The 22442-nt window shown below is 70.4% G+C and carries 16 protein-coding genes; 4 read left to right on the top strand and 12 right to left on the bottom strand.

Annotated elements, in window-relative coordinates; all coding sequences use genetic code 11:
* Positions 1–36: 36 nt before the first annotated feature.
* Positions 37–564: a helix-turn-helix domain-containing protein gene (locus tag BMY74_RS24880; RefSeq protein WP_089920074.1), complete on the bottom strand. Its 528-nt coding sequence runs from the start codon at positions 562–564 to the stop codon at positions 37–39.
* Positions 565–623: 59 nt separating this feature from the next.
* On the opposite strand from BMY74_RS24880, the gene BMY74_RS24875 reads away from it, so the two are divergent.
* Positions 624–1547 (top strand): alpha/beta hydrolase family protein, encoded by a 924-nt coding sequence (locus BMY74_RS24875; protein WP_089920072.1) that lies wholly within the window; start codon positions 624–626, stop codon positions 1545–1547.
* Here the strand turns inward: BMY74_RS24875 and BMY74_RS24870 are convergent.
* Positions 1501–4602, bottom strand: coding sequence for a family 78 glycoside hydrolase catalytic domain (locus tag BMY74_RS24870; RefSeq protein WP_218159727.1), 3102 nt, complete (start codon positions 4600–4602; stop codon positions 1501–1503). The two genes, BMY74_RS24875 and BMY74_RS24870, sit on opposite strands and share 47 nt — an antisense overlap.
* A 137-nt stretch (positions 4603–4739) precedes the next feature.
* Positions 4740–6995, bottom strand: a complete 2256-nt coding sequence (locus tag BMY74_RS24865) for a cellulase family glycosylhydrolase (RefSeq protein WP_089920070.1) — start codon at positions 6993–6995, stop codon at positions 4740–4742.
* 273 nt (positions 6996–7268) lie between these two features.
* On the opposite strand from BMY74_RS24865, the gene BMY74_RS24860 reads away from it, so the two are divergent.
* Together BMY74_RS24860 and BMY74_RS24855 are read left to right on the top strand one after the other, a co-directional pair.
* Entirely contained in the window at positions 7269–9503 is a 2235-nt protein-coding gene (locus tag BMY74_RS24860) for a rhamnogalacturonan lyase (protein WP_089920068.1), read from the top strand.
* Positions 9504–9549: 46 nt separating this feature from the next.
* On the top strand, positions 9550–10512 hold the full coding sequence (locus BMY74_RS24855) for an acetylxylan esterase (RefSeq protein WP_089920066.1): 963 nt from the start codon (positions 9550–9552) through the stop codon (positions 10510–10512).
* Between the two features lie 234 nt (positions 10513–10746).
* On the opposite strand, the gene BMY74_RS24850 is transcribed toward BMY74_RS24855, so the two are convergent.
* The 9 genes from BMY74_RS24850 to BMY74_RS24810 form a co-directional block, all read right to left on the bottom strand.
* Positions 10747–12525: a rhamnogalacturonan lyase gene (locus BMY74_RS24850; protein WP_089920064.1), complete on the bottom strand. Its 1779-nt coding sequence runs from the start codon at positions 12523–12525 to the stop codon at positions 10747–10749.
* Between the two features lie 65 nt (positions 12526–12590).
* Complete coding sequence (locus tag BMY74_RS24845; RefSeq protein ID WP_218159726.1) at positions 12591–13256, bottom strand: cupin domain-containing protein; 666 nt, start codon at positions 13254–13256, stop codon at positions 12591–12593.
* Positions 13250–14128 (bottom strand): DUF6807 domain-containing protein, encoded by an 879-nt coding sequence (locus BMY74_RS24840; protein ID WP_089920062.1) that lies wholly within the window; start codon positions 14126–14128, stop codon positions 13250–13252. Before BMY74_RS24840 ends, BMY74_RS24845 begins: the two co-directional genes overlap by 7 nt.
* Positions 14110–15192 carry a Gfo/Idh/MocA family protein gene (locus BMY74_RS24835; RefSeq protein WP_089920060.1) on the bottom strand — a complete coding sequence of 361 codons (1083 nt, stop codon included), beginning with the start codon at positions 15190–15192 and terminating at the stop codon, positions 14110–14112. Before BMY74_RS24835 ends, BMY74_RS24840 begins: the two co-directional genes overlap by 19 nt.
* Positions 15189–16496 (bottom strand): ABC transporter substrate-binding protein, encoded by a 1308-nt coding sequence (locus BMY74_RS24830; protein ID WP_089920058.1) that lies wholly within the window; start codon positions 16494–16496, stop codon positions 15189–15191. The genes BMY74_RS24835 and BMY74_RS24830 overlap by 4 nt, the downstream gene beginning before the upstream one ends.
* 15 nt (positions 16497–16511) lie before the next feature.
* On the bottom strand, positions 16512–17345 hold the full coding sequence (locus BMY74_RS24825; RefSeq protein ID WP_089920056.1) for a carbohydrate ABC transporter permease: 834 nt from the start codon (positions 17343–17345) through the stop codon (positions 16512–16514).
* Positions 17335–18258, bottom strand: a complete 924-nt coding sequence (locus BMY74_RS24820) for a carbohydrate ABC transporter permease (protein ID WP_089920054.1) — start codon at positions 18256–18258, stop codon at positions 17335–17337. The genes BMY74_RS24825 and BMY74_RS24820 overlap by 11 nt, the downstream gene beginning before the upstream one ends.
* A gap of 645 nt (positions 18259–18903) precedes the next feature.
* Positions 18904–19353: a hypothetical protein gene (locus tag BMY74_RS24815; protein ID WP_089920052.1), complete on the bottom strand. Its 450-nt coding sequence runs from the start codon at positions 19351–19353 to the stop codon at positions 18904–18906.
* 60 nt (positions 19354–19413) lie between these two features.
* Positions 19414–20640: an ROK family protein gene (locus BMY74_RS24810; protein ID WP_089920050.1), complete on the bottom strand. Its 1227-nt coding sequence runs from the start codon at positions 20638–20640 to the stop codon at positions 19414–19416.
* 136 nt (positions 20641–20776) lie between these two features.
* Between BMY74_RS24810 and BMY74_RS24805 the strand changes: the two genes are divergently transcribed.
* On the top strand, positions 20777–22441 hold the full coding sequence (locus BMY74_RS24805) for an ABC transporter substrate-binding protein (protein ID WP_089920048.1): 1665 nt from the start codon (positions 20777–20779) through the stop codon (positions 22439–22441).
* Position 22442 lies beyond the last annotated feature (1 nt).

The raw sequence follows: 22442 nt of genomic DNA, 5'->3' as shown, positions 1-22442 counted from the left end.
GCGCAACCGGCTTCCTGAGTGGTCTGCGGGACGGCGTCACTCCTCGACGGGCATCGCCACCAGGCTCACCATCCGGCGGGTGCGACCTTCGCCCGGCGATCGGCCGGTGCGCGCCGTGACGGCGGCCCGCAGCTCGGCCAGCAGTTCCGCGTGCTCCTCGTCGGTCAGCCAGAGCGCGGCCTGCTGGTAGGTCACACCGTCCGCCACCGGGTCGGCCGGGTCGCGGGCCAGGTACTGGCCGAACTCCGCGAGCAGGCTGCCGGTGAACGCGGTGAACGCGCGGCGGTGGTCGTCGGGGGTCATGGCGGCGCGGCCGGACTCGTCGAGCTGCGCGCGGTCCCAGCGCAGCCGGTAGGTGCGCTCCATGATGCCGCGCACCCGCTTCTCCTGCAGCACCTCGAGCACGCCCGCGTCGGCGAGGACGGCGACGTGCCGGTACATCGTCGCCGGCGCGATCTCCGGCAGGCGTTCGCGCAGCTGCGTGGTCGTGCTGGGGTGCCCGTCGAGCAGCGCCTGCACGATGCGCAGCCGGACCGGGTGCAACAGGAGGTCCAAGTCGGCCATGGCCACCACGATCTCACCGGTGATACTGTTCTCAAAACTGATAACAGTGAGGAGCGACCATGATCGACCACCACGTCCGCGGCACGGCCACCGAGATCTCGCTCAACGCCGACGGTCACACCCTGCACGGCACGCTCACGCTGCCTCCAGGACCGGGTCCGCACCCCGCGGTGCTCTGCTTACCCGGTTCAGGACGGGTGGACCGCGACTCCAACGCCGGACGCGTGCGCATGGACCTGGGCGGTCCGCTCGCGCACTCCCTTGCGGCAGCGGGGATCGCGTCCCTGCGCTACGACCGGCGCGGGGTGGGTGCCTCCCCCGGCGACTGGCGTCAGGCGGGCTTCCTCGACAACCGCGCGGACGCCGCAGCCGCCCTCACCGCGCTGCGGCAACGGCCGGAGATCAGGTCCGAGGCCGTCGGCGTGGTCGGGCACAGCGAGGGCGCCGTCCACGCCCTGTGGCTCGGCGCCCACGAACGGCCCGCGGCCGTCGTCCTGCTCGCCGGCTACGCCCGTTCCGGCAAGGAGGCCCTGCTCTGGCAAGCCTCGCGCGTCGCGGGCACGCTCCCCCGTCCCGTGCGGCCGCTGACGCCGTTGCTGGGCCGCATCGGTTCCCGGCAACTGGCCGCGCTGGAAGCGACCACCACGGACGTCGCCCGCGTCGGCGGAATGAAGGTCAACGCCCGCTGGTGGCGCGAGCAACTCGCCTACGACCCCCGCGAGGACCTGCCCGGCATCACCGCGCCGGTCCTCGCGATCACCGGCGACAAGGACCTCCAGGTCGACCCGGACGACCTCGACGTGGTCGCTTCCCTCGTGCCCGGCGCCGACGTCCGCCGGGTGCCCGGTCTGACGCACCTGCTGCGGCGCGACTCCCGGGCCCCGGCGCTGACGTCCTACCGCCGCCTGCTGCGCGAGCCGGTGGACCCCGGACTGCTCACCGAGGTGGCGTACTGGCTGGCACAGCGACTGTCGACCCGTTGAACGTCCAGCGTCCGTGCGGCACCTTCACCACACCGGATCCGGGCACGTGCACCTCCGCGGTCGACCCCACCGGTACCTCGACGGTCAGCCGCAGCACGCCGTCGACCTTCGTCCACGCCACGCTGATCCGCCCGCGCACGCTCTCGAACTCGAAGCTGGCCCACGACACCGAGCTCACCGGCTTGACCGTGAACGTCCGGTAGCCCGCGTCCCCCGGCCGCAGTCCGGCGACGTGCTCGTACAGCCACTGCACGAGCGTGCCCTTGAAGTAGTGGTTGCGAGAACGGGTGCCGGTGTCCCACATCTCCCACATGGTCTCGGCGCCGTTGGCGAACCAGTGGCCCCAGCTCGGGTACGACCGCTCGGTGGCCATGGCGTGCGCGACGTCGGCGTGGCCGTTGTCGCTCAACGCCTGCAGCAGGACGCTCGCGCCGAGGCAGCCGACGTCGACGTGGTTGCCGTTGGCGCGCACCTCGGCGGCCAACCGGTCGGCGACGGCCTGGATCGAGCCAGCGGGAACCATTCCGAACGCCAGCGGCACCGCGTTGGACGTCTGCCGGTAGTCCGGATCGCGCGAGGTGCGGTAGTAGCCGTCGAGGAACGTCTCGTTGAACCTGGTCAGCAACCCGGCGGCGACCTCGCGGTAGCGCGGAACGGGTGTGCCGATCACGTCACCGAGCTCGGCGGTGTGGATCAACGCGCGGTACAGGTACGCGGTCGCGGTGAGGCGGGTGTCCTCGGGCGGGATGCCGCCGGAGTCCGGCGGCAGGAAGTCGCCGAGGGCGGTGACCGCGAGGCCGTCGTGGAGCCTCGTGATCTCCCAGTCGAGGTAGCGGGTGAGCACCGGCCAGTGCTGCGCGGGCAGTCGGTCGTCGCCGTAGGTCCGGTACATCTCCCGCAGCACGAACGGGTACACGGTCGTCCACTCCGGAGCGGGTGCCAGTTCGCGGTAGCCCCAGCCGCCGCTCGGCACGATCACCGGGAGCTGGCCCGCGGTGTCCTGGCTGTCCGCGAGGTCGCCGAGCCACTTCGTGAAGAACTTCGCCATGCCGAACTCGGCCAGCATCGAGGGTGCGCCGACCTGCGCGTCGCCCGTCCAGCCGTTCTTCTCGTAGGTCGGGGTGTCCGTGGGGATGCCGTGCAGGTTGTTGGCGACGGTGCGGCGCATCGCGGCGTCGTACTGCTCGAACAGCGGCTCGGAGCAGCGGAACGTGCTCACCCGCGGCACGTCGGAGTGCACCAGGCGGCCGACGAGCTTCGGAGCGGAGCTGAGCCCGGTCACCTCGACGTACCGGAAGCCCTTGTACGAGAACTTCGGTTCCCACGTCTCCGTGCCGCCGCCGCAGACGTACTCGTCGAGCTGGATGCGGCCGCCGCTGACGTGGCCGTTCTCCATGCGCACGCTGCCGTCGGAGTTCAGCGTCTCGCCGTGCTTGAGCCGCACCACCGTGCCCGCGGGCGCGTCCACGGTGAGCTGCGTCCAGCCCGACATCGTGCGGCCCATGTCGGCGACGAACACCCCTGGCCTGAGCACGCTCACGGCCGGAGTGACGGACTCGATCACGCGGATCGGTTCGTGTTCCTGGGCCTTCAACGTGCCCTTGGGGGCGGGCCTCACGGTCGTGGGCTGCCACTTGCCGTCGTCGAAGCCCGGCTTGGTCCAGTCGCGTGGGGCGAGGCGGGCGTCGTAGGTCTCGCCGGTGTACTGCGAGTTCGAAATCGTGGGGCCGTCGGTCAGGCGCCACCGGTCGTCGGACGTGACGGTCGTGCGCGTGCCGTCCGGGTGATCGATCTCCAGCTGCGCCAGCAGTTTCGGCTCGTCGTGCCACGGCGGGCGCTCCCACCGCCACACGTTCGGCGTCTTCATGCCGTAGAAGCCGCGGCCGAGCGTCACGCCGATCGCGTTGCGGCCGCTGCGAAGCAGGCTCGTGACGTCGTGCGTCGCGTACAGGACGGTGTTGTCGTAGTCGGTGAAGCCGGGGTCGAGCACCCGGTCGCCGACGCGGCGGCCGTTGATCTCGGTCTCGTGGTAGGCGAGGCCGCTGACGTACAGGCGGGCGCGCTTCACCGGTTTGGTGAGCGCGAACTCCCTGCGCAACAACGGCGCGGGCTGCTCCTTCACCGTGACGTTCGCGCCCCACGGACCCTGGCCGTACGGGTCGAGCACGGTCGCCGGGGTCCACGCCGAGTCGTCGAAGTCCGGTGTCCGCCAGCCGGTCTGCTCGGTGTCGGCGACCTTCCAGCCCGCACCGGTGACGAGCTCGCGCTGTCCGTCGGGCAGGTCCACGAGCAGGCGCAGCAGGAGGCCGGCCGGGCCCGCCGACCTGTTGGTGGCGCGGACGGCCAGCACGACCCGCCTGCCCGCCAGCCGGGTCACGTCCGCGCGTTGGCCGACCTTCCAGACGTCGACCTGTTCCGGGACGTGCAGGACTTCGGAACCGTTGACGTACAGGGTGAAGTCGTCGTCCGCGGTCGCGACGAGCCGGGCGCGCACGGCGTCCGCGGGCAGGTCGAGCGAGGCGCGGAACCACCGGCTCTCCACCGGTGTCGTCGCCGACCAGATCCACCGCGCGCCGGTGAAGTCGATCGCCGTGTCCGCGGCACCGATCCAGCGCGCCTGCCACGGCGTGCCGAGCAACGCCGTCTCCCACCAGCGGGTCTCGCTCCACGCGGTCGGCCGCCCGGCACCGTCCCACACCCGCACGCGCCAGTGGTAGCGCGTGCGCGGCTGCAACCGCTTGCCGGCGAAGGCGATCCCGGTCGTGCGGTCCGAGCCGACCCTGCCGGACTGCCACACGTCCGCACGACCGGGTGCCGTGCCGACCTCCACCTGGTAGGCGGTCTGCCGCGCCCCCGTGCCGCCCGCCTCCAGCACCCAGCCGAGCCGTGGTGCCGCGACGTCCGTGCCCAGCAGGGTTTCCGCGTACTCGACGGTCGTGCGGACGACACGCATGCCCGCAGCCTTCTCCCGCGGTTCCGCGTGCGCCACCCCGACCGGGAGCGCCGTCGCGGACAGCCCGACGGCCGATGTCCTGAGGAACTCGCGTCTGCGCACGTCGTCTCCACCTTCGTCGCTGGATGAAACGTTTCAATCGCGGCGGCGAGGCCCAGGGTGTGGGGTCTGGCGAAGTGTGTCAAGGCAAACGACAACAGGCTGTCCGCAATCGGACAGCCTGTTGAATCGTTCAAAAATCAACCGATGGTGCAGGTGCTCCCGTTGAGGGTGAACGCGGTCGGCGCCGGGTTGGAGCCGCTGTACGTGCCGTTGAACCCGATGTTCGTCGACGCGTTCGGTGCGAGGCCGCCGTTCCAGCTCAGGTTGGTCGCGGTGACGGCCGCCCCGGACTGGGCGAACGTCGCTCCCCACCCCGGCGGGGTCACGCGCTGGCCGTTCGCGTAGCTGAAGGCCAGCGTCCAGCCGTTGAGCGCGCTGGTGCCCGTGTTGGTGATGGTGACGTTGGCCGTGAAACCGTTGCCACCGCCCCAGTTCTGCGCGGAGTACCCGACCTTGCAGGCGCCGGTGCCACCACCCGCGCCGGTCGTGGCCGACACGATCCCGGAGGTCGCCGACACGTTGCCGGCGGCGTCCTTCGCGCGCACCTGGTACCGGTAGGTGGTGGACGGCGCCAGGCCGCTGTCGGCGAACGAGTTCGTCGCCGCGGAGCCGACCTGCGCGAAGGACCCGCTGCCCACGGCGCGCAGCACGTCGTAGCCGGTCACGCCGACGTTGTCCGTCGAGGCCGCCCAGGTGAGGGAGAGACCGCTCGACGTGACGGCCGAGGCCGTCGGCGTGCCCGGGGTGGAGGGCGCCTCGGTGTCGACCGGGTCGCCACCGCCGTAGATGGTGGCCTCCTTCGAGGTCTGCCGGACGCCGTTGGCGCCGTTGAGGAACCGCTCGCCCCAGGACGTCAGGCTCGCCGGGTTGAACGAGTTGACCATGTCGAGGTAGCCGACGTCGCTGCTGTTGCCGCTCCACGACCAGCCCAGGTACCCGAGGCCGCGGGCCTGCGCCTGGGCCATGATCGTGTCCTCGTCCGGGTCACCGTCGCTGTGGTTGTGCCCGAACTCGCCCACGACCAGCGGCAGACCGGCCGTGCGGAAAGCGTTGAAGTAGGCGTTGACCTTGTCCGCCGTGTTGTAGACGCCGTACATGTGGATGGAGAACACGGTGTTGTGCTGCGGATCGGCATTGAGCACCGACGCCGCGTTGTCGCGCATGATGTTGCCCCAGTCCTGGCCCCACATCGGCGCGTCGGCCATCAGCAGGTGCTGCAGCCCCGCGCCGCGCAGGCGGCTGATCGCGTTGCTGGTCGCACTGGTCCAGCCGGCGCTGGTCTGGGCGTTGTTGCCGAACGGCTCGTTGCCCAGGTTGATGACGACGTAGTTCTCCTGGCCCTTCAGCGCGTTCGCCACGCTGATCCAGTACGTCGCGGCCTGGTCCAGGGTCGCGGCGCCGCTCTGCTCACCGTAACCGGTGGTGTCGTGCGCCTCCAGCACGCAGATCAGCTTCGACTGCTTGCACAGCGAGATGACGCTCGACACCTCGGACGCCGGCGTCGGTCCCCAGCGCTGACCGCTGCCCAGCACGACCCGGACCGTGTTGGCGCCGAAGGACTTGATGTCCGCGAACGCCCTGGTCTGCGACTGGTACCAGACGTGCGCGTGGTTCACGCCGCGCATCACGAACGGGGTGCCGTTGGCCTCGACGATCCTTGCGCCGTCGACGCGCAGGCCCACCGCCGCCGGTTGCGATCCCAGTGCCCTGACCACGGCCGGGTACCAGCGGCTCTCGATCTTCTGGATGCCCGTGGAGCTGTTGGGGTGCACGCCGTCGGTCGTGTCGGCCGCGGTGTCGAACCCGGTCCACTGGTCGACCACGGTGACCGGTGACGCCGTGATGCTGTTCGCCCGCGCCCAGCCGGGGATGGCGGCGTTCAGGTCGACGACCCGTTGCGCGCACGCCGAGCAGTTGGCGGGGGTCATCGGGATGATCTGGGCGACGACCAGCTTGATCGCCGGGTTGCTCGCCCGCATCTGGCCGAGCATCGTGGTGTAGGCGTTGAGGATCGTGGTCGCCGGGATGTTGTTCCAGACGTCGTTCGTGCCGAGGTGCATCAGGACGACGTCCGGCCGCGCCGACGACAGCCAGCCCGGCAACTGGTTGTCCCGCACGATGTTCGTGGCCAGGATCCCGCCGTGGCCCTCGTTCTCGCCGTCGTAGGCGAACCCGCAGCCGGGCGCGGGCAGGGAACCGACGAAGTCGACGGTGTGCCCGGTGTCCTGCAGGTGCTTCGCGAGCAGCGCCCGCCAGCAGCCCGGTGACCCGGTGATGGAGTCGCCGAGCGCCATTATGCGCGCCGTGGCCGCGCTGGCCGTGGTGGGAGCGATCACGACGCAGGCCGCCAGAAGCAGACCGGTCACCACCGCTCGGAGCATTCGCAAGGTCACGACGACCTCCAGGGAAAGGTTCGGCTGGTGTTCTGGGAGCGCTCCCAGAACCGGACCCTAACCAGCCCATCACCCGACGACACCGCCGAGTGGACCACCGCCGTCCTCTGTCCGGTGCGGACAACCGGCTGACGTCGGGATGTCCTGCGGGACAGGCCTTGTTCGCGTTCGACCCGTTCGACGGCCGCTGTCGAACGTTCGATTGGAAAACGCTTTCCGCATTGGGCGGCACGGTCTTGCGCGATGCGGGGCCGACGGTTCATCGTAGCTCCCGTGGATCTGCGACGAAGCGTTCTGGTCCCGTTGGTGGTCACCGCACTCCTCGCCGGGCAGCCGGTCGCGCTCGCGCGGTCCCACGGCGAACGGCTCGACCGCGGGCTCGTCGCGGTCACCACGCCCGCTGGTGCCTACCTGAGCTGGCGGCTGCTCGGCCACGAGGCCACCGGCGCGACCCCGACCGGGTTGCGGGGCCCCGGCTTCGCGGTCTACCGCGACGGGAGGCGCGTCGCGACCGTCACCGGCAGCACCACCTACACCGATCCGGACGCGACGCCGGGCGCGCGGTACCAGGTGGCACCCGTCGTGCGCGGTGTGCCGCTGGGGCGCAGCAGGGCGGTGACGGCGTGGGCCGCGTCCCACCACGACCTCCCGCTGCGCAAACCGGCGAACGGCGTGACCCCGGCCGGTGAGAGCTACACCTACTCCGCCAACGACGTCAGCGTGGGCGACGTCGACGGTGACGGGCAGTTCGAGTACGTGGTGAAGTGGGATCCCAGCAACTCCAAGGACGTCTCGCAGGTCGGCTACACCGGACCGGTGCACCTCGACACCTACCGCTTCGACGGCACCTTCCTGCACCGGATCGACCTGGGCGTGAACATCAGGGCGGGCGCGCACTACACCCAGTTCCTGGTCTACGACTTCGACGGGGACGGCCGGTCCGAGCTGATGACGAAGACCGCGCCGGGCACGCGGGACGGACGCGGCCGGTACGTCACGATGCCGCCCGAGGACGTCCGCGCCGGCTACGCGCACACCGACGACTACCGGCTCAGCGCTCCGGACTACCGCCGGCACCTCGCCGAGGTGTTCCGCGGCTGGCACACCCACCCCGAGGTCGTCGGTGGCCGGTGGCCCGCGACGCTGGAACAGGCCTTCGGCCTCGAACCCCGGTACACCTACCCGTTGTCCGAAGTGGACGCCGAAGCGCTCGCCGACCACTTCATCGACGTGTACGCGCCTTCTCGCAGCGCCAACAACAGGTTGCGCCAGTTCGCCGGGTTCGTCGTGGACGGACCGGAGTACCTGACGGTGTTCGACGGCGCGACGGGAGGTGAATTGCACACGGTGCGCTACGAAACCGGCCGTGGCGACGACGGGCTGATGTGGGGCGACTACGCCATGAGCCGCATCGAGCCGGGCAACCGCGTGGACCGGTTCCTCTCCGGAGTCGCCTACCTGGACGGCGAACGGCCGTCGGCGATCTTCGCCCGCGGCTACTACACCCGCTCCACGGTCGCCGCGTACGACTGGAACGGCCGGAGGCTGACGCGGAGGTGGCTCGCCGACAGCGGGTGGGTGCCGATGACGAACCCGTTCCGCGACACCCCGCACGGCCGTGACGGCACGGGCCCGACGCACGCCCGGCTCACCACGCAGGGCGCGCATTCGCTGAGCGTGGCCGACGTCGACGGCGACGGTCGGCAGGAGATCGTCTACGGCGGCGCGACCCTCGACGACGACGGCTCGTTGAAGTACAGCTCCACCGGCGTGCTGCCGCCGGGCAGCGCGGATCCCGGTGCGACCGCCCGGATCGGCCACGGCGACGCCCTGCACGTCACGGACGTCGACCCGGACCGTCCCGGCCTGGAGATCCACATGGTGCACGAGGGAGCGCGCTCGGCCCCGTACGGCTACACGCTGCGGGACGCGCGTTCGGGCGAGGTGCTCCACGGCGCCTACTCGGGCCTCGACACCGGCCGCGGCATGATCGGCGACGTCCGCCCGGACGTGCGCGGCATCGAGACGTGGGCGTCGATGCCGAGCGGCTCGGACTCCTCGGGCACCTGGAGCGCGGACGGCCGCCGGCTCGAGCCGCGTTCCCCCGGCACGAACGCGAGCATCCGCTGGGCGGGCGACCTGACCACGCAGGTCGTCAACGGCGCCCAGGACGCGACCCCGACCATCGACGACTGGCAGCGCGGCACACTTCTGGCCGCCACCGGCACGCGTACCAACAACGGCACCAAGGGAAACCCGGCGCTCGTGGCCGACGTCCTCGGCGACTGGCGCGAGGAACTGCTGGTGCGCACCCAGGACAGCACCGCGCTGCGTTTCTACCTCAGCACCGAGCCGACCGAGCACAAGATGTACACGCTCATGCACGACCGCCAGTACCGCGTCGAGGTGGCCCGCCAGCAGACCACCTACAACCAGCCGTCGTACCCGGGCTTCTACCTGGCCTCGGACACCGACTGGTCGCGCGTGCCCCTGCCGTCGCGCCGCTGAACCGTGTGAAGATCACAGGGACCCGTTGCTCGGTTGAGGAGGCCGCGTGCCCGTCGTCGACATGCCCGAGGAAGACCTGCTCCTGCACCGCGTCACCACCCCGGAGCCGGACGACCTCGACTCGTGGTGGGCAGCACGCCTCGCCGAGACCTCGGCGGCGGCGAGTCCTCCCGTGCTCACCCCGCACGAGCCGGACCTCTACGCGCCGCTGTCGGTGTACGACGTGGAGTTCTCCGGCGCCCACGGCCACCCCGTCCGCGGCTGGTACCTGCGTCCCGCGGGCGACTCGCTTCCCGTGGTGGTGACCTACATCGGCTACGGCGGCGGCCGGGGCGTCCCGGCCCAGCACACGTTGCTGCCGAGCCTGGGCTTCGCGAACTTCGTGATGGACAGCCGGGCCCAGGGCGGCCGCTGGTCCGTGGGCGCCACCGCGGACGCGGGCGCGGGCACCGGTCCCGAACACCCCGGCGTGATGACGCGCGGCATCTCCTCGCCGGAGGGCTACTACTACACGCGGCTGTTCCTGGACGCCGCCCGCGCCGTGGACGTCGCCGCCTCACTGCCCGGCGCCGACCCGGACCGCATCGCCGTGACCGGCGGCAGCCAGGGCGGCGCCCTGGCCCTGGCAGCGGCAGCGTTGCGACCGTCGCAGGTTCGCGTCTGCCACTCGGACGTGCCGTTCCTGTGCGACCTGCACCGGGCGATCCGCATCGGGAGCACCCCGCCGTACACGGAGATCAGCGACTTCCTGGCGCAGCACGACGCACTCGTGCCGACCGCGCTGAACACGTTGCGGTACGTCGACTGCGCGTTGCTGGCGCGGCGGATCACCGCGCCCACGTTGTTCAGCGTGGGGTTGATGGACGAGACGTGCCCGCCGTCCACCGTGTACGCGGCCTACCACGAAGTGCGCGCGCCCAAGGAGATCACGGTGTCGCCGTTCGGCAAGCACACGACACCGACCAGCCACCTGGAGACTCAGTTGAGGCACCTGCGCCGGCATTTGTGAGGTGAGGAGGGTGGGCTGGTCGGGGCGGCGAGGCGGAGCAGGTCGCGGGGCGGCGCAGTTCGGCGGGGCGGCAGAGCGAAGCAGGCGAGCGGGGCGGAGCGAGCGGTGGGCTGCGCCCGCGAGGCGAAGCCGGCGGCAGAGCCGCGCCACTCCCGCCGGCCCCTCCGCCGCTCCACACCACCGCCCCTCCCACCTCCCCCACCGAGCCGGCTCTCACCTCCCCCACCAGCCGTCCTAAGGCGTCGCGAAGCTCGGGTGCGGCGGCTGGTTGTACGCCGTGTTCTGGAACGCCACCGCCACCCGGTACTGCCGGTCCTGCAACAACGACACCCGCCGGATCTCCGTCGGCTCCGTGGTCGAGTAGATCCGCAGAGCCCGGTTGTCCGACGTCCGCCAGATCACCTCTTCGCGCCAGTCGCCGTAGATGTCCGCGGACAACGCGGGCGTCGACTTGGTGCCGTTGTTCGAGGCCACGCCCGAGCCGGTGAGCAGGCGCGTGTCGCCGTTGGGGCTGTACTTGTCGATGGTGGTGCCGTTGAGCAGCTCGCGCTGCGCGTCGCCGTCCCACCAGATCACGAAGTTGGTGGACCCCGGCTTGCGCGCGGACACCTGGGCTCCCGTGGTGGCGCTGCGCAGGCCGCCGACCGAGGACGACCACGCCTCGGCGCCGGGGTTGCCCGCCCAGATGTCGGCGGCCACTCCCCTGCCGTTGTCGCAGCCGCAGGACGGGGCGCTCCAGAGGATCTGGCCGGTGCGGGCGTCGCCCATCCAGTGGGTCAGGTCGGTGGTCGACTCGGACGGCTTGAAGACCTCCAGGCCGGGCCGGGACGGGATGAAGTCGCCCACGTGCAGGGCGTCGCCGTGGCGGGTGCCGTTCTGCCACAGGCCGCTGCCGTTGTCGTCGATCGCCATGGAGCCGTAGACGATCTCGTCGCGGCCGTCGCCGTCCACGTCGGCCACCGACAGCTGGTGGTTGCCCTTGCCCTCCCAGGCCGCGCGGTTCGACTGGGTGGCCGAGTCGAACGTCCAGCGGCGGGTGAGCTGGCCGCCGCGGAAGTCCCACGCCGAGATCACGCTGCGGGTGTAGTAGCCGCGCGCCATGACGATGCTCGGCCGGGCGCCGTCCACATAGGCCGTTCCGGCGAGGAACCTGTCGACGCGGTTGCCGTAGCTGTCGCCCCAGGACGACACGGTTCCGCGCGGGGGCACGTAGTTCTCCGTGTCGAGCACGGCGCCGTCCGTGCCGCGGAACACCGACAGGTACTCGGGGCCGGCCAGGACGTAACCGCTGCTGTTGCGGTGGTCGGCGCTCGCGTTGCCGATCACCTGGCCGGTGCCCGAACGCGTGCCGTCGGCGGTCTTCACGGCGAGCTCGGCGCGGCCGTCGCCGTCGTAGTCGAACACCTGGAACTGCGTGTAGTGCGCGCCCGCCCGGATGTTGCGGCCGAGGTCGATCCGCCACAACCTGGTGCCGTTCAGCTTGTACGCGTCCAGGTAGACGTTGCCGGTGTAGCCGGACTGCGAGTTGTCCTTGGCGTTGGTGGGATCCCACTTCAGCACCAGGTCCTGCTCGCCGTCGCCGTCGAGGTCGCCGACCGACACGTCGTTCGCCACGTAGGTGTACGCCTCGCCGGACGGGGTCGTGCCGCCCGCGGGGATCTGCAGGGGGACGTCCCTGCTCGTCGCGAGGGTGCCGACGGACCGCGTGGCCGCCGCCGGTTCCACGCCTCCGAGCAGCGGTCGCACCGAGTAGGTCGCGGTGGCAGGGGCGCCCCCGTCGAGGTAGCTCGTGGCCGTGGTCAGCGGGGCGCGGTTGACCCGCACGCCGTCGCGGTAGACGTCGAACGCCACGTTCGCCGCGTCGGAGCCGAGCAGTTGCCACGAGACGAAGTTGCCGCGTTCCGACCGGATGCTGACGAGTCCGCGTTCCGGCGTCTCGTCCGCGAGAGCCGGAACACCACTCACGGTCAGGGCCACCGCGAGCAACACAGAAAGGGAATTGAAACGTTTCATACGAGAAACGCTAGCGTCGAACGGGTCGAACAACGCCCCGGCGAATTTCTTCGACTCGAATTCGATCAGTAGACGTCGAGCCGGCCACACATGCCGAACCGCTGCGGACCTTCCTTCCGCGTCACGTGGACGTCCGCGTCGGCGAGGTGCGCGATGTCGCCGTCCCGCAAGCGGTCCAGGTGCTCACCGGTGCGTTCCGCCGACGCCAGCGCGCCGTTGCGCCAGCGCTTTTCCCAGTCGTCCAGGGAATTCCGCTTCAACCGTGCCGCGGCGCGGTAGAAGGCCTGCAGATCACCGGAACGCCGCAACTCGAGAAAGCCTTCGAGCGCCAGATCTCTGCGCTTGCGCGCCGATTCCTCGTCCGAGGCCTGCGCACAGGACAGATATCTCTCCTCGTCCGCCAGCAGCTCGGGCGGGAACGTGAACACCGCGTCGCCCGCCTCGGGCAGGCCGCTGTTCTGCATGATCACGATGATCCGCAGGTCGCCGTCGTTGACCAGGCGGTGGACCGTGCCCGGTGTGAACCAGGCGACGGTGCCCTCGCGCAGCGGCGTCTCGGCGAAGCCGCGTGGCGTCAAGGTCTGGACGCTGCCCTGCCCGCCGATCACGTAGTAGCACTCCGAACAGGCGAGGTGGACGTGCGGCGAGCCACCACACGCCCCGTCCACCGACGGCCAGTCGTACACGCGCAGGCCGGAAATGCCCACCCCACCGGGGAACGGCGTCACCACGGATGTTCCTCCACACAGGATTCCAGTCGGTCGCGCGACCACTCGCCGTTGCCGACGACGAGCCGGTAGCGCAGGCTCAAGTCCGCCCCCGCGGGCAATTCCACCGGCTCGTGGAAGGCGAACGAGGGGTTGACCGCCGCGAACGGCGTGCTGCGCACGAACCAGTGCGTGCCCTTGTTGTCCGGGTGGTCGACGAACAGCAGCGTCGACGAACGGTCCACCTCGTCGTGGTGCCCGATGAACGCCAGCCACCGCGCGGCCTCGCCCATCATCTCCTGCCCGGCGCCACCGTCGGCGGCGAGCACCACGCCGTCGGTGAACGACCGCGGCCCGCGCCAGAAGAACCCGGTGTACCCGGCGAGCTCGCGCCCGTTCGTCGTCGGGCTGCCGAACACCAACGGCTCCGCACGCAGGTTCGTCAGGGTCGTCGAGAACTCCAGCGTCCAGGACTCGTCCTCGACGTCCACGGTGAACGACCGCGTCTCCCCGACCCAGCGCTCCCCCGCCTCGGTGAACCACGACAGCTGCTCGCCGATCCGCGGCCCGTCGACCTCGAACTCCTCGTGCCGCATGGTGCCGACGTTCGGCAGCGCCACGTAACCCCGGTCGCGCACGTACGTGACGCCACCCCAGAAGTTCTCGCCCGACACGTCGGTCGCGGTCATCTGCACGCCCTTGTGCCAGCGGTGGTCGTGCGGGCGAAAGGCCGTCACCACGTCCCCGGCGAGCGACCGCACCGGGTGCAGGTACGGCTTCGGGCCCTCGAACGCGGGGGTGGACGGCCGGTGGACGTACCGGAAGAGCTCGACGTCGCCGGCCGACACGGAGAGCGCCGAGTCGTCCTGCCGCGTGATCACCGGGTGTTCGCCCACGGGGCACCGATCCCTTCCATGGAGGCGTAGAACGGGCTGTCCGGGCCGATCTGACCCGCCTTGACGACGGTTCCGGTGAACGCGGAGGCGTAGAGCGCCGCGACGAACTCCATCGTGGTCCGCGTGTCCTCGAGGGAGACCGGCGGTGCCGAGCCCTCGTCCAGCGCGTCCAGGAACGCCGCCACCTGGCACCGGTGGCCGCTCACGATCCCGGACTGCTCCTCCCGCCACCGCGGCACGACGTCCTCGTGACCGGGCGCGGGCGTGACCGTCCAATGCGCGTCCGTGTAGCCGTAGAGGTGTTCGACCTCGACCGTCGCGCGCTCGAAGTCGAACCGCAGCTCCGAGGTCTCCCGAGGAGACAGCAGGGAGTTCACGACCGACGCGACCGTGCCGTCGGCGAACGTCACCAGCGCCATCGAGACGTCCTCGGTCTGCACGTCCCGCGCCTGCCGGACGGCGACGGCCCGGATCTCCTGCCACGGCCCGAGAACCGACAGCAGCAGGTCGAACTGGTGGATGCCGTGACCCATGGTCGGGCCGCCGCCTTCGCTCTCCCACGTCCCGCGCCACGGCACGTCGAAGTAGGCGTCGCCGCGGTACCACAGCGTGTCGCACTTCGCGACGAACGACCGGCCGAGCACGCCCTCGGCGACCAGGCGCCGCAACCGGATCGCGGCGGGCCCGAAGCGGTGCTGGAACACCGTCGCGACCCGCCCGGCCGACGCGCGCTCCGCCGCGATCAGCGCGTCTACCTCGCTCAACGACAACGCCGGCGGCTTCTCCACCAGCACGTGGACGTTCGCCGCCAGGCATTCGAGGGCGATCGGCACGTGGTGGCGCGGCGGTGTGCACACGTGCACGAAGTCCAGTTCCTCCGCCGCCAGCAGGGCGGAGGAGGTGGCATGCGTGCGCGGCACACCCCACTCCTTGGCGAACGCCGAGGCACGATCGGCGTCCACGTCCACCACCGCCACCAGTTCGACGCGATCTCCTGCCGCCCGCAGCGCCTCGGCGTGGGCCGCCGCGATGGCGCCGGTGCCGACGATGGCCGCGCGCCTCACCTGGCCGCGTCCACTTCGGACTGGACTTCCTCGATGAAGGACGCCGCCGCCGCATCGGGGGTCGTCCGGCCGAACAGCACGTCCTCGGTGTGCCGCTTGAGGATCGTGTCGAGCGTGCTGGCGCCGTTCGGGGTGATCCTGGGCGGGTCGCTGACCGGGACGGTGTCGAGGTACTCCTTGGCGGCCTTGTCGGTGTCCTTGAGCTGGCCCGCGATCGCCTCGCGGATCTTCTGGTTGGCGGGCACACCGCGTTCGGTGAGCAGGACCTTCGCCGCCGCCTCGTCATTGGCGAGGAAGCTGACGAACGCCGCCGCCTCGGCCGGGTGCTTCGAGCGCGCCGAGACCGACCAGAACATCGACGGCTTGTAGTAAGCACCGGGTGCCGGGCCCTGCGTCTCACCGGGCAGCCGCAGCAGCTTCAGCTTCTGGCCACTCGCCGCCGTCAACGCCGTCAGCTGCGTGTTCCACCAGAGGCCGAACGCGGCGGTGTTGGTCGCCGTGGCCGACTGGTTCAGGCCGGCGGAGGCCTTCTCGATCGTCACCGACGGCGCCGCGGCCGCACCGGACTTCGACAGGTCCAGGATGTACTGCCAGTAGTCGCGCGCGATCTCCTGGGGCAGCACCACCTTGGCCTCGGCGTCGAACATCGCCTTGCCCTGCTGCCGCGCCCGGATGCTCAGCCCGGCCGCGTCGTTGATGCCCGGCGACTGCACGCCGAACACCTGACCGCCGCCGGCCTTCGACACCTGGTCGCCGATGGACTTCAGGTCGTCCCACGACCACTTGGTGTCGTCAGGCACCGGGATGTCGTACTTCGCGAGCAGGTCGAGGTTCGCCATGATCGAGTACATGCCGAGGCCGACCGGCAGCCCGTACTGCTTGCCGCCGATCGCACCGGTGGCGAGTGCCTTCTGGTCGAAGTTCGCGGTGTCCAGGTGCTTCTCGGCCTCGTTCAGGTCGAGCAACGCGCCGCGCTCGGCGTAGGAGGCGATGTAGAGCTCGTCCATCTGCATGACGTCCGGCGCGTCGTTGGCCGCCATGGTGGTGGCCAGGCTGTCCCAGTAGCCGTTCCACTCCTTGAACTCGCCCTTGACGGTGATGTTGGGGTGCTTGCGCTGGAACATCTCGATGACCTGCTGCGTGCGCTTGTGCCGGTCGTCGGCGCCCCACCAGGTGAAGCGCAGCGTGACCTTCTCCGACGTCAGATCGCCACCCGCGTCGGACCCGGACGCGCACGCCGCCAGGGACGCGGTCAGCGACAGCAGCACCGCCCACACGGCGCCGCGGCGAACACCTCTGCTCATGAGCTGTCCTTTCGGCTACTTGCCCCCGGTCGTCGCGATCCCCTTGACGAGGTACCGCTGACCGATCAGGAAGGCGAGGAAGATCGGGACGAGCGACACCACGCTCATCGCGAACTGCGAGCCCCACGACGTGGCGACCGTCGAGTCGACGAACGAGCGCAGGGCGACGGGGACCGTGTACATGTCCGGGTCCGTCAGGTAGATCAGCTGGCTGAAGAAGTCGTTCCAGGTCCAGATGAACGTGAAGATCGTCGTGGTGGCGAGAGCGGGCGTCATCAGCGGCAGGACGATCTGCAGGAAGATGCGCGGGTGCCCGCAGCCGTCGATGCGCGCCGCCTCGTCCAGTTCCCTGGGGAGCCCGCGGATGAACTGCACCATCAGGAACACGAAGAACGCGTCGGTGGCGAGGATCTTCGGCACGATCAGCGGCAGGAACGTGTTGACCCAGCCGATGTTCGAGAACAGCACGTACTGCGGCACGATGATCACGTGGATCGGCAGCATGATCGTGCCGAGCATGATCCCGAACCACCACCGCTTGCCGCGGAACTGCAGCCGCGCGAACGCGTACGCCGCCATCGAGCACGACACGAGGTTGCCGACGATGCAGCCCAGCACCAGCACCGCCGAGTTCAGCAGGTACGTGCCGAACGACGGCGTCAGCGCGTTCCAGCCCTCGGAGTAGTTCTCGGTGCGCAGCCCGTCGAGGACCAGGCCGGGGCTGCGGAAGATCTCGTCGCCGGGCCGCAGCGAGCTCACGACCATCCACAGCACCGGGTAGAGCATCACGAACCCGATGAGGACCAGGCCGAGGTGCTTGAGAGGAGCGAACACCCTTCTAGTCGTCATAGAACACCCAGAACCTGGCCGCCCAGAAGTTGACCGCGGTGAACGCCGCGATGATCAGCAGCAGGAACCACGCCAGCGCCGACGCGTAACCCATGTCGAACCGACTGAAACCCTGCTGGTACAGGTAGAGCGTGTAGAACATGGTCGAGTCGGACGGCCCACCCGTGCCGCCGGACACCACGAACGCCTGCGTGAACGACTGGAACGCGTGGATGATCTGCAGCACCAGGGTGAAGAACAGGATGGGCGACAGCAGCGGCATCGTGATCGACCGGAACCGCGCCCACCGGCTCGCCCCGTCGATCGCGGCGGCCTCGTAGTAGACCTCGGGGATCTGCCGCAGCCCGGCCAGGAAGATGATCATCGGCGAGCCGAACGTCCACACGTTCAGCACGATCAGCGTCGACAACGCCGTGTCCGGGTCGGAGATCCACCCCCGGCCCTCGACGCCGAAGAAGCCCAGGACCCGGTTCACCAGGCCGTCGGTGCCGAAGACCTGCGTCCACAGCACCGCGATCGCCACGCTCGACCCGAGCAGCGACGGCAGGTAGAACGCCGAGCGGTAGAAGGCGAGCCCGCGCAGCCCTTTGTTCAGCAGCAGAGCCACTCCCAGCGCGCACGCCAGTTGGAGTGGTACGGACACCAGCACGTAGGTGAACGTGACCCGCAGCGCGTTGTGCAGTCGCTCGTCGCTCAGGACGCGGGCGAAGTTGTCGAGGCCGATGAACCGCGGCGGCTGGATCAGGTTGTACTTGGTGAAGCCCAGCGCGAAGGACGCGAGGACCGGGCCGACCGTGATGAGGAGCAGTCCGGCGAACCAGGGCGCCAGGAACCAGAACGCGGCCCGGTTGTCGCCTTTGCGCACCTGAGCGCCGCCTTTGCGCAGCTGGCGCAGTTCGTCTAGAGCGCTCATCGACCCCCGGCCTCGTCGCTGGAAAACGCTTTCCGGAGTTTGCATCGGTGCATGACCAGCGTCAAGGAAGGGGTCGAACCGGTGTCGAATATCGTCGAACGGGGGTGTCGAACGGAGGCGGGATGTTCGACTGGGGTCCTTTGTGGAGGGAGGGAGGGAGCGGCGGCGCTGCGGTGCGGAGGCCAGCGGGCCGGGGCTGCGGGTGAGGGCTGCGGGCTGGAGCCGCGGGCTGGGGCTGAGCGCGTGGCCGGCGCTGCGGCGGCACGCGCGTGGCAGCGGCAGACCTGTGGCAGCGACAGGCCAGCGGCAGTGGCGGACCAGCGGCAGTGGCGGACCAGCGGCAAGCAAGCGGCAGCGGCAGCAGACCCGCCGCAGCGCCAGAATCGCGGCAGCGTGATCGGCGGCCCTCTCAAGGCCACAACCAGCGGCCCGCCACACGTGCCGCCTCGGACGGCCTCGCCCACCCGCCGCCCGTGCTCGTGCCCGTGCCCGTGCCCGCAGGCCGCGCCACGACGCCTCCCCCACCCCGGCCCCGCCACACCTGCTGCCCGCACCGGCCACCCCGCACCAGCCTCCACCCCGCCAAGCCGGAAGGGCGGCAGCCCCGGGCAGGGGGCCACCGCCCTTCCGTCGTGCGACGAACCCCTACGCGTAGGGGTTGCGCCCGGACAGCCCGCCCACCTTGCACGGGCCGTCCGCCGCGTCACGGCAGACGACGACGCCCATGTAGGTGATCGAGTCGCCGCTGATCGACCACGTCAGGTCGTTGTACGCGGTGTGGTCCTCCTTGTCGCAGCCCGAGTAGTCGTACCGGCGCGTCGGCGTCGTGTCGGGGTGCAGCGAGCCGTTGTAGAACAGGAAGTACGCGTACACCGGCTTGGCGTCGCAGCCCCAGTCGGACACGAGCAGGTCGATGTTGCGCACCGAGCTGCGGCCGGCCCAGTCGAACGTCGCCCCGGCGTAGCCGTAGCTCTGGCCCGAGTAGATGAACTCCTGCGCGGCGGCGTTCGCGGCCGGTGCGTGGGCGACGACGGCCGAGAGCGCGACCACGGCGGCGGCCGAGACGCGGCCGGCGATCTTGGTGAACGAAACCATGGCGGCAGTTAACAACGCTCGCGCGCACGCCCAGTAGCTATTGCGCGAGAGCGCAATTCCTCAGCGGGCGAGGAAGACCGGTGGTTCCTCCGCCGCCAGGTCGTCGGGCAGGCGCAGGCCCTGGCGGCGCGGCACCAGTTCCGACTGCAGCACGATGGCGGCCGCGCCGATCGCCGGGGCCGAGGCGGCCGACGGGGACAGGCGCACGGAGATCGGGTGGGCGTCGCGGGCGATGAACGCGCTGTCGAGTTCGGCGCGCAGGACGGGCAGGTAGACGGAGCCCGCGATCGCGAAGCTCGGGCCGGTGAGGACCAGGACCTCCAGGTCCAGCACGTTCGCGAGGCCCCTGGCCGCCGCGGCGATGTAGCGGGCGGAGCGTTCGAGCAGCGCCACCGCGCGGGTGTTGCCCTGGCGGGCGGCCCTGCTGATGGCCGCGAAGTCCGCCGCCACCGGGGTGGCCGCGCGGGTCCTGCCGCCGACCAGGCCGGCCGCACGGCTCAGCGCACGGTCGGCGCGGGCCTGTTCGACGACGGCGGCGGGGCCGGCCAGCACCTCCAGGCAGCCCCGCGCTCCGCACCAGCACCGCGGGCCGTCGAGGTCGAGGCAGGTGTGGCCGATCTCGCCGGTGTGGCCGCTCGGGCCGCGGTAGGTGGTGCCGCCGAGCAAGATGCCCGCGCCGATGCCGGTGCCCATGAACAGCGCGGCGAACGTCGAGGTCGCACCGACGCCGCCGGACCAGTGCTCGCCGATCGCCGCCGCCGTCGCGTCGTGGTCCAGGACCACGGGCAGGGCCGTGGCGCGCTCGAGTGCGCGGCCGAACTCCTGGTGCTCCGCCGGGCGGGCCGCCACGAGGCCCAGGCCGAGGATTCGACCGCGTTCGACACCGACGCTGTCGATCAGCGCGTCGACCTCGCGGGCCACCCTCGCGACCACGGCCGCGGGCTCGTCGGCGGCGGCACCCGCGCGGGAGATCCGGGCGACGACCGCGCCGCCGAGGTTCGTCAGCACGTAGGTGATCCGCGCGTCGTCGAGGTGCACGCCGACGGCGTAGCGCGCGAAGTGGTTGAGCTGGAGCATCACCCGGCGCTTCCCACCGGTCGACTCGGCGTGCCCGGTCTCGGCGACGAGGCCCTCGTCGATCAGGCCGCGCACAACCGTGGAGATCGTCCCGCCGGTCAGCCCGGTGGCGTTGACCAGGCCGACCCGGCTGATCATGCCGGCCGCCCTGACCAGGTCCAGCACGGCCGCCCTGGTGCTGGCGTGGGTCACCCGCGCCGGTCCGCTCACTGCACTCCTCCGTCGAACGACGAACCTGCCCGTCGACAGGTTCGGGATCAGTAAAGCATCCTCAGGCGTTGACTTTCTTTGTTTAGTAACTGAAGAATCCTCGCCGCGCACCACCCAGCCTCGGGGAGGATCAACGATGTTCCTGCACAAGCGGCTCAGCGCTGTCGGTCTCGCGGTGGTCATCGCGGCCACGGCCGCCTGCTCCGGCTCCGGCGGAGCGGGCCGGGCACGCGACACGCTCGTCGTCTACACCGGGCAGGCCGGCGACTACCAGCTCAACTTCAACCCCTACGCCCCCACCCAGATCGAGGGGCCGGGCACGATCTACGAACCGCTGTTCTTCTTCAACATCGCGAAGGACGTCCCGCCGAAGCCGATGCTCGGCACCGAGTTCGGCTGGAACGCGGACGGCACGGAGCTCTCGATCACGCTCAGAGACGGCGTGACCTGGTCCGACGGCGAGAAGTTCACCGCGGAGGACGTCAAGTTCACACTCGACATGGTGGCCAAGACCCCGGCCGTCAACAGGACGGGCTTCAAGGGCACGACCACCGCCGTCGACGACACGCACGTGGTGGTCAAGTTCCCCGAGCCGTCCTACATGGACGGACCACAGGTGCTCGGCCAGCTGTGGATCGTGCCCGAGCACGTCTGGAAGAGCTACGCCACACCGGCGACCGAGGTGAACCCGAACCCCGTCGGTACGGGCCCGTTCCAGCTGGGCGAGTTCAAGGCCCAGTCGTTCACCCTGAAGTCGAACCCGAAGTACTGGGGTGGTGAGCCCGCGCTCAAGCAGGTCAGGTACCTGTCGCTGTCCGGCAACCAGGCCGGTGTGGACGCGCTCAAGGCGGGCTCGATCGACTGGCAGACCGGCCCCGTTCCGGACATCGAGGACGTCGAGAAGAACTACCCGGGCTACAAGGTGATCACGCTGCCGCTGAACCAGGTCGCGCTGTTCACCTGCTCCAACGCACAACTCGGCTGCCAGGGCGCCCAGACCGATCCGGCCGTGCGCCAGGCGATCTACCACGGCATGAACCGCACGCAGATCAACTCGCTGGCGTTCCAGAACACCGCGAGCGCGATGTCCCCCGGTTACACCCTCCAGCCGCGCGACGAGTCGCTGATCAGCACGAAGCTCACCGACCGCATGGCACCGATGGAGGCCGACACGGCCGAGTCCGACAAGATCCTCACCGCCGCCGGCTACGCGAAGGGTCCCGACGGCATCTACGCCAAGGACGGCAAGCCGCTCGCGCTGACCGTCAAGGTGGTCGCCGGCTGGACCGACTACATCACCACGCTCGAGACGCTGGCCCAGCAGCTGCTGAAGATCGGCATCAAGATCACCCCGCAGCAGCTGTCGTGGAACGAGTGGGCGGACGCGCGCGGCCGCGGCCAGTTCGAGCTGCTGATCGACTCGGTCGAGCAGGGTCCGGCGCCCGACCCGTACTACACCTACAGCTACTTCTTCTCGACTGCGACGACCGCGCCCGTCGGGCAGGCCGCGAACCCGAACTTCTCCCGGTTCAGCAACGCCACCGTGGACGCCGCGCTGGCCGAGCTCAAGAAGACCGACCGCGGCGACCCCTCGCGCCAGCAGCACTACGACACCATCCAGGTCGAGCTCGAGAAGTCCATGCCGTACATCCCGGTGCTGACCGGCGGCGTGCCGACCGAGTACAACGACAAGGCCTTCACGGGCTGGCCGACGAAGGACGACCTCTACGCGTTCCCCGCCGTGTGGAAGCGGCCGGACGCCTCGCAGGTGTACGCGAAGCTCAAGCCGGCCGGGTCCTGAG

Origin of the sequence: Lentzea albida, from assembly GCF_900111005.1 — a bacterium.
In the GTDB taxonomy this organism is placed as follows: domain Bacteria; phylum Actinomycetota; class Actinomycetes; order Mycobacteriales; family Pseudonocardiaceae; genus Lentzea; species Lentzea albida.
The sequence above is the reverse complement of the archived record's forward strand: the minus strand, read 5'-3'. Positions and strand labels throughout refer to the sequence as shown.